This is a genomic window from Arthrobacter sp. H20 (assembly GCF_000520515.1).
Taxonomy (GTDB): domain Bacteria; phylum Actinomycetota; class Actinomycetes; order Actinomycetales; family Micrococcaceae; genus Arthrobacter_D.
Genome location: NZ_KI914715.1, coordinates 68,848 through 76,742, shown reverse-complemented (window position 1 = coordinate 76,742; position 7,895 = coordinate 68,848). Strand labels below are relative to the sequence as shown.

8 protein-coding genes are annotated in these 7,895 nt (G+C 60.1%); 2 read left to right on the top strand and 6 right to left on the bottom strand.

From position 1 onward, the window contains the following. Nucleotides 1-113: 113 nt before the first annotated feature. Together Y703_RS17985 and Y703_RS0104550 are read right to left on the bottom strand one after the other, a co-directional pair. Entirely contained in the window at nt 114-830 is a 717-nt protein-coding gene (locus Y703_RS17985) for an 8-oxoguanine DNA glycosylase OGG fold protein (protein ID WP_051427308.1), read from the bottom strand. A gap of 202 nt (nt 831-1,032) precedes the next feature. Continuing rightward, nucleotides 1,033-2,073, bottom strand: coding sequence for a PDDEXK family nuclease (locus Y703_RS0104550; protein ID WP_026551758.1), 1,041 nt, complete (start codon nt 2,071-2,073; stop codon nt 1,033-1,035). Nucleotides 2,074-2,306: 233 nt separating this feature from the next. On the opposite strand from Y703_RS0104550, the gene Y703_RS17980 reads away from it, so the two are divergent. Then, nucleotides 2,307-3,791, top strand: coding sequence for a serine hydrolase domain-containing protein (locus tag Y703_RS17980; protein WP_253907938.1), 1,485 nt, complete (start codon nt 2,307-2,309; stop codon nt 3,789-3,791). Here Y703_RS17980 and Y703_RS17975 read toward each other — a convergent pair. Beyond that, nucleotides 3,788-4,513 carry a PucR family transcriptional regulator gene (locus Y703_RS17975; RefSeq protein ID WP_051427307.1) on the bottom strand — a complete coding sequence of 242 codons (726 nt, stop codon included), beginning with the start codon at nt 4,511-4,513 and terminating at the stop codon, nt 3,788-3,790. The two genes, Y703_RS17980 and Y703_RS17975, sit on opposite strands and share 4 nt — an antisense overlap. A 111-nt stretch (nt 4,514-4,624) precedes the next feature. Between Y703_RS17975 and Y703_RS17970 the strand changes: the two genes are divergently transcribed. Continuing rightward, complete coding sequence (locus Y703_RS17970) at nt 4,625-5,266, top strand: EcsC family protein (RefSeq protein WP_035763833.1); 642 nt, start codon at nt 4,625-4,627, stop codon at nt 5,264-5,266. Nucleotides 5,267-5,362: 96 nt separating this feature from the next. Here Y703_RS17970 and Y703_RS0104530 read toward each other — a convergent pair whose 3' ends face one another. From Y703_RS0104530 to Y703_RS0104520, 3 genes are all read right to left on the bottom strand, one after another. Further along, nucleotides 5,363-6,316 carry an HNH endonuclease gene (locus tag Y703_RS0104530; protein WP_253907937.1) on the bottom strand — a complete coding sequence of 318 codons (954 nt, stop codon included), beginning with the start codon at nt 6,314-6,316 and terminating at the stop codon, nt 5,363-5,365. A 139-nt stretch (nt 6,317-6,455) separates the two neighbouring features. Next, nucleotides 6,456-6,908: a DoxX family protein gene (locus Y703_RS17965; protein WP_253907936.1), complete on the bottom strand. Its 453-nt coding sequence runs from the start codon at nt 6,906-6,908 to the stop codon at nt 6,456-6,458. Nucleotides 6,909-6,980: 72 nt separating this feature from the next. Further along, nucleotides 6,981-7,895 (bottom strand): GmrSD restriction endonuclease domain-containing protein (locus Y703_RS0104520; protein WP_216698864.1); only part of this gene is annotated, 915 nt, incomplete at its 5' end.

Sequence of the window (7,895 nt, the reverse complement as noted above, 5' to 3'; positions counted from 1 at the left end):
GCCAAACCATTCACCTGGACCAAGTCAGCGGAGTACCTCCTGGGCAAGATGAAACGCAAACAAACCATTAACACGGAGCACTAGCGGCCCGGCGGTAAGACCTACGGTGATCGCTATTCACCGTTGGCGACGAACGCCCACCGCTCAACTTCATCGGCAGCGACATCGCGGCCCAACTCGCTCGATGCGGCATTTGCCCATTCCGCCATAAGACCCACAGCGGATTCATAGGTCGAAACGGGATAACCGAACCTGTAGTTGAACCGCTTATCATCCTTCCCTGCCGATGCGCGCAGCGTGCTCAGAACTCTGTCATCCACGATGAGGCAGGGGTGAGTGGTCCTTCCGGCGCCAGCGAAGTAGAGAACCTTTGTGAAGAAGGCCGGGCCCAGAAACTTGAATGCGTTGGTACTTCCTGGCCCCCTCATCGACAGGAAACCGTTGCGGGGTGATATCGCCGCCTCAAGATAGGCATTACGAAGTGTCTTTTCGGCCCAGGGTAAGTCTTGGTAGACAGATGAAATCCGCTTTCGATTCAACCTGTGTCGAGTGCCAGTTCCCCAGGCCACCGCCGACCAAAGAAGGGGAATCGGATCCACAGATTCGGGCTGATTCGCAAGTTCAAAGAGGTCCCCTCGTCTGACCCAAGCCTTCCCGTGCGTCGCTACTGAACCATCATCAAGAGTTCCAGTTACGCGATGTTCCACTGTTACAAGCTGCGTGTTCCACCAGTCGAGATTGACGAAAACCCTGTGGTTAATTACGGCTTCCTCGCGGGTGCGGTTTTGAAGCCACTCGATAAGTGGAGCTGGTACGACAGCGGAATTCACAAACGGTCCTAACGTCGGTTTGGAATGGGCGATTCCAAACCGGAATCCGCCTGATACCTCAACCTATGGTGCTAATTGAGATATTCATAGGGCTTTCCCCGCCCGCTGCCCCTTTGGACGGCTCAAAACGGACCACCCAGTTCAGAACCGTATTGCAATGGCAGTACTGCTCAATGGTGGAGACATCGACCGGATTGACCGCTTAGCTGACAAACCGATGCAACGCACTCACCACGTTCCTGATCCCGTCATCTGACACGTCTCCCAGCGGGACATTGGGCCGACGCGTGCAGTTCGATGTCCTCAGGAGATCAGCGGCGATATTGAACTCCGGGATCAGCCGGAGTTCATCAACGAAAGCGTCAAACCGCGCTTTGGTCAGCTCCACCGATGAGGATTGATCCTTGTAGTGGTATATGTAGACCGCGCCGATCTCACCTACTGGCCCCCGGACGATCCGCAGCCCGCCAGCTGGCATCGTCGACTTCACACCAATTGGTGAGCCGACGAAAGGAATGTCCGCAGCAGCTGCCAAGCGGACAAAAGAGTCAAACTTTCCCAGGTTGCCCCTGTCGTTGCTCTCAATCCAGCTGCGGTGTTGTTCTAAAGTCCACCTGTCTTTGGATCGACCCGTGGCTGACACCTTTGCTTCGGCTAGTTCCAGTCCGTAAATGCGCGGCGTCAGGACTTCGACCCCTGATCCATAGTGCCGCACATACTCGACGGCGATAACGGAAGTGCCCGGACCGGACATCGCATTCAGGTACTCAACCATCCGCTTGAGCCCTGAATTGATCGCGTCCACTGCCAGCACAACGCTGAACCGGCCAGACTGGAGATTATCCGCAACGGCTTCCCTCAAGCCCACCTGTGGTGGCCCCATGCTCACCTCGAGGGACTTCCCCATGCGGGCCTCCCATCGGCCCTCAAATTCTTCAATATGCATGTTGAAAAATCCGGACGCATAGTCAAATAGTTGCCCGACAATTTCCCTGCGAATCTGGGGATTGGATGCCAGCTTGCATTCGACGAGCGTCAACGTGCCGTCTGGACTCACCACGACGACGTCGGCTGGCCCAGCACCCGACTGGAACTCGGTGCATGCGACCGCGCCGGCTTCGACGCCTGGAATTAGCTGAGGGTGTTCCGCCAGGATCTGCTGAAGTTCGGCCTCTCGGCCAAATCCATGTTCTATCGGCTCTATCCAGCGACCTCCTGTCGCACGAACCAGAATTTCGCTCATCGGCGCTCCAATCTCGGGACCAAGCAAACAACTCCACCCTATTGTTTTCCCTCCAGCCCAGCCATACCGTAAAAAGACGGGCAACCGAAGTGCAGGTGCGGCATGCGGAGACCAATCTGGTCGTCACTGTGCCTCGTGATGTGCTTTGTGGCTGCCGGATTCCTCGGCGGCGCTCCCCATCGGCAGCTAGCTCCCCAGCTGCATCATCCACGCGTCCCACAACTCAAGGGCAGGTGTACGCCGAACTGGACGCCTACCTTCAGGATCAAATCGAGGACCTGGGAATCCCGGGCGCCGCGATCACCGTCGTCGAGGACGGAGTCCGTGTCCATACCGCTGCCTTCGGCCACGCCGACGACTCCGGACGGCCAATGACCGCACAGACCCCGGTGCTGTTGGCGTCCACCAGCAAGACCTTCACGGCTATTGCCGTCATGCAGCAAGTCGAGGCTGGCCGGCTGCGACTGGATGAGCCGGTCCAGACCTACCTCCCATGGTTCACGCTCGACGATGGCCGCTCATCGGCCATCACCGTCCGCCATCTGCTCCATCAGACCAGTGGCATGGCTTCCAAAGACACCGCCTTCGAATACTCCGATGCACAGGATCCCGGAGCCCTCGCAGATGGCGTGCGGGACCTTGCGGATTCCCCGCTGGCCAGCGAACCGGGCGCACGGTTCCGGTATGCCAGTGCCAACTTCAACATCCTGGGTCTTCTGGTCCAGGAGGTCACCGGTCAGCCCTTCAGCGACTACCTGGAGCAGCACGTCTTCGACCCCCTGACCATGGGCAACAGTCATCCGACTCGGGCTGGAGCCCGAGCCGGCAACGCCGCCGACGGCTATTCACTGTGGTTTGGCAGGTGGTGGCGCCAAACTGACACCCCCGCCCCGACCACCGGCATGCCGTCCTCCACCCTGTACTCATCGGCCGAGGATCTAAGCCACCAACTGGTTGCCCTGCTCGACGACGGCCGGTACGGCGAGTCCCAGATTCTGAAGCCCGAAAGCATTGAAACGATGTTCGAGCCTCGGGCACGGACTAGCGGATCCACGCGCTACGCCATGGGCTGGTTCACCAGGCCGCTGGTGGAGTCCACCGATCCCGCAGCACCGCCACCCCCGGAGCGGACACTGCCCCGCCTTCTGGAGCATCAGGGGGAATGGGGCAACAGCCACACCTACCTCGCGATGGTTCCGTCCGACGGCCTGGGCCTTTCCTTGGTGATCAACGGCAATGACACCGCAGCACCATCACGGCTGAAAGCGATCGACAGCAACCTCCTGCGGATCCTCCACGGCCAGGCACCGGTACCCGCAGTGGTGCAGGAAGACTGGCTGCAACGCTCCAGCTGGGCGGTCGCACTCGGACTGCTGCTGGCTCAGCTGCTCAGCCTGGGGCTGACACTCCGGTTCCTTCGGCGCAGCGGAAAGGCAGCTGCCCGGAAACCGCAGTCCCTCCTGGCTTGGGCTGCCTCGGCGCTCGCCCTCGACGGGTTCACGCTGTGGCTATGCCTGAGCTACGCGCCAGCCCGGTTCGACACTCACCTGTTCGTCATCATCCGCCAGTTTCCCGACGTCGGCATCTCGCTTGTCCCGGTTCTGGCGCTGGCTATCTTGTGGCCAGTCCCGCGAACCATCTGGCTACTGCTCACCAGCAAGAAACGGCATAAGGCTGCTGGCGAGACTTGCCAACGGGCCATCAAGAAAAAGGTCTAGCCGGACTCCGCGACCGGCGACTGGACACTCAGCGCGGCCAGCACCGCCGCGGCGTCCACCGGCTTGTTCGGATCGAATCCCGTCAGTTGCTCGAACCGGGACAGCCGGTTTAGCACAGTGTTGCGGTGGCAGAAAAGTTCCTTGGCAGTGTCGGACACCGAACCTGAGCTGAAATAGGACTGCAGCGTTTCGATCAGCCGCTCCCGTTCGTGGCTGGAAATCGCCGCCAACGGGGCCAGCACAGTGTCGGCGAAGACCGGACCGAACTCCCCCATCCGGGTCGCCGCCACAAACCCCCAGGCGTCGCGGATCGTCTGCCGACCGGATGACTTGGGGGTCACCGCAGGAACGGCTTTCAGAGCGATGCGCAGCATCAACGGCACCTCGGCGAGCGAGCGCGTCGGCGGAGCCAGAAAGCAGTCCAGCTGGTCCAGCCACGGGCGGGTTCCAGCGGGTTCCTTCCCCGCCCGCGCAGGTAGGTCTTCGAGAATCAGGATGAGTGCGCCGTCGCGTTCGTGAAGGAAGTGCCCGACGCCGGCCGTCGTCGCCCGCTCCCGGAACGCCTTCTGCGCGTGATCGGCGGCCACAGCAACAATGAACTGGCTCTCCACATCCACGCCGAGCGCCCGGGCCGCCTGCCCCAGCAGCTGCGGATCCTTCCCATCAGAGATCAGCAGCCGCGACAGCAGGAACGCCCGCTGCTGCTCCTTCGCCTGCGCCATGCTGGCCAGCTCATCTGAAACGCTGGCTCCAATCAAGCTGTCTCACAAAACCATACGGCCGCAGCGGTTCGTGGACGAGGAACGAGCTGGTATTACCCCCTTGCTGCAGCAATGTCGGGAGCAACTGCTGGGCTCGTCATTTCGGGAGGGGAACTCGTCACGGCCGCCTCCGCGGGCGCAGCTGCAGCGCCGTCGGGAGCAGCAATTGCCGGGGCATTCGTTGGAGATGCTGCCTTTGTTCTGGGACTGGCGTCGCGCTCGGTTGGTCATGTCTCACTGCTCTACGGGTACGATCCTGAAGGCCCTGCGGAGAAGCTTTTCATCATGTCGGTCGTTAATGCAGGTACAGCAGCCTCGGCCAGCGCGAAGACCGCCGCAATGGCTGATATTTCCCGCCTTACCCAATCGCTGGTACGCGGTAAGACTTGGGAAATTCTAGATAAGTCAGTCATCTCGCAGGTCTCCAAGCAGTTCGCGAAGGCGTTTGGAACACGCTTAACCAAGCAGGGGCTCGGTAAGGTCGTGCCTGCCGTAGGCGTGCTCGTAGGGTTCACCCTTAATTGGGCAACCCTGGAATCAATTGTCGATGTCGCGGACGTCGAATACCGGCGACGGTTTCTTATTGAAAAGTATCCGCATCTCGCAAACGAAGAAGTACCTGAAACATTCAGTGACGATGTATCAGACGACGCCGATGAAGCCATTAGCGTGCTTGACGAGCTCGCCGAGGTGGGCGGACCCGACCTCCGCTGAATCGGGGCATTGTTTGCCGGAGTTCCCAAGTAGTGGAAATGTACGGGTGAGAGTTACTCAGTGACCGAGGGGCGATCAAGTTAAAGGACCGATGGCTTACCCTGCGCTGCGGAACCGTTGGTAAGCAAGCTCGAGCAGATCTCTGCTAGGGAGGTCTGCCCTTCGTGGAGGAACGTTCATCAACCTCGTATTGTGATGTTCTTTCAACCCAAATTGGAGCATAGGACCGTCCATCTCCTCTAGAAGGTCGGCCCGAATTTCTACTACATGGTCTGGGCGGATGCCAAGAATGTTCACGTCAAAGGCCGCATGATGAATCTTGCAGAGCGCCAATCCGTTGGCTACGGTAGCGACGCCGTCTTCGTGCGAGTCCGGGACAATGTGAGCAGCATCCAGTAGCTGTCTATGTCCCAGGGAACACACAGCACATTTCGTGGCGTAAGCACGCATTACATCAGCCCGAAATAGTCCTTGATGGAGCCGCCTTTTTACCTGCTGGTTCCGGTAGCGACGCTCAAAATGTAAGGGAAAGTTGATCTCTAACGGTAAGTTGCCGACATTAGCCCGCAACGGATCTAGGTCGACGACAAATTGCTTCAGGTGAGGTTCTTCGTCCAGGAGGAAGACCGGGAAAACCGGCAAGTACCAACCGGTGCGAACCGCAAAAAACCAAATCAAAGGAAGTCCAAGTTTTTGAGCTTGCCTCAAGGCCCGGTTGTCAGCATGGTCAGGGTTATCACCCTGCCATTTGTAGCGAAACAATCCGTCTGACCCAGTGTCATCTTCGTACGGGCGCGACTGACCTGGAGCCCGGAAGGTAGTGCTGAAGGAGAGCGCCGCATCTAGCTGTCGAGGTTTCCAAATACCTTTGTAACGGTCTCGCAACTTGAACGCTTCGCCATCAAAAATGAAATCCTCATATTCGCTCCAGTGAAGCTCGTCCGCTCCGTCGTTGGTCCGCATCGCCAACCAGGCCATAGCTTCGCGCCGAAGCCGCGCGTCGAAAGACTTATCGTGCTGATTCTCATCCATCCCCATATGAACATTCACCTGTTTAGAGTATGTCGGGAATCCCTAGGCATTTACCTGGCCGGCCGCTGCCATGGCATTCAATGGAGATTATCCGCAGAGCCGGTCATAACGCTGTAACTGATGGGTAACCAGGTGGAAGGCCTTCTGACCCGCTGACCTACTGGCCGCGGCGCTCGCTGGATTTGCGCAACAAGCCGCGGTCCCGCCAGGCACCGGTTGACCATAGCGCCCACGCGATCAAAGCCGGCTGGAAGAACAGCCGGATCAGTCGAGCACCGTCGGTGTCCAGACCGAAGGCGTCGACGCCGTCGACGTACTGGGCGATGTTGCCAGGGAAGACGGCCACGAAAAATGCGGCGACGATCCACCCGATGTGCACGCGCCAGCGCGGGAGGAAGACGAGCGCTGCACCGAGTGCCACCTCTACGATGCCGGACGCCACGACCACAAAGTCGGTATCGAGCGGCATCCAGGCGGGGACCTGGGCTGCGAACTCGGCGCGGGCGAAAAACAGGTGAGCTGCCCCGGCGAAGAGCAAGAATACGCCCAGCACGATGCGCGCAATGGTTCGGAGCGGGGACAGGGGGCGAAGGTCAAGATTGGCGGTCACCCCGGGAAGCCTAGCAGCGACGACTGGAGCCGAGCTCAACACCCGGCCCCAGTCGATTGCGTACTGATGTTCCTACGGTGCGCCGGGGCGTGACTCGCATGCGATGCCATCGTTGTTGCCGTCAAGCTTCGCCACATCCCCGTAGTAGGGGAAGTACTTCTCGTACCAGTTCTGCGCTTCCCGCCAGGTGCTGAAGTCCGAGCAGTTTTTCGTATCTCCCGGATTCGCTGGCTTCGGGGCCGGAGTTGGCTTCGGTGTCGGCTTAGGGGTTGGTGCCGGGGCTGGAGTCGGCTTAGGTGCGGGCTTCGGGGCTGGCGTCATGACCACGGGCGCTGGCTGGGTCACCGCCGCCGGCTGACCGGCGCACTTGCTCAGCACTCCTGCCATCGCGTCGCGCTCCGCCTGCGTCACCCAGAGACCGTGGATCGCCTTAGCCGAGATCTGCCGGGAGACGTAGGTGCAGCGATAGGAATTGTTCGGCGGCAGCCAGGTGGCGGCGTCGCCGTCACCCTTTTGTCCGTTGGTTGGGCCGTCGGTGGCCTGCAGGTTCAAGGGATCGTTCGCGAAGATCAGCCGCTGATCCTTGCTGAGCTGCTGAGCGCCCTTCTGCCAGGCATCGGACAAAGCCACCACGTGGTCAATCTGGACTGCAGTACTGGTGGTGGTCCCCCGCACGAAGTTGATCACCATGCCGGTGTAGGGGTCGTTCAGGACACCGGTCGCGATCTGGCAGTTTCCGGAGGTGTAGGTGATGTTGGTGAGCTGGCGCTTCAACATGTCGTTGCGGGTGTCGCATCCGTTGTTGTCGGTATCGAACCAGGTGGGTCCGAACTGATCCCGGGTGTACCCGGTTTTCGGGGCGCGGCCCTTGACCGGGATGGTCTGCAGCACCTGGACCGCCGTCGAGCCGTAGGCGGCGGGGCGGTTCAGTGGCAGCTCGCTCTTTGTCCGGTACATGAAGGCTGCCATGGCGTCACGCTTGACGGA

Bases quoted from the DNA above. Each gene is read 5' to 3' on its own strand.
- Y703_RS17970 (WP_035763833.1), top strand. From the start codon at position 4,625: ATGTCGGGAGCAACTGCTGGGCTCGTCATTTCGGGAGGGGAACTCGTC.
- Y703_RS0104550 (WP_026551758.1), bottom strand. From the start codon at position 2,073: ATGAGCGAAATTCTGGTTCGTGCGACAGGAGGTCGCTGGATAGAGCCG.
- Y703_RS17975 (WP_051427307.1), bottom strand. From the start codon at position 4,513: ATGGCGCAGGCGAAGGAGCAGCAGCGGGCGTTCCTGCTGTCGCGGCTG.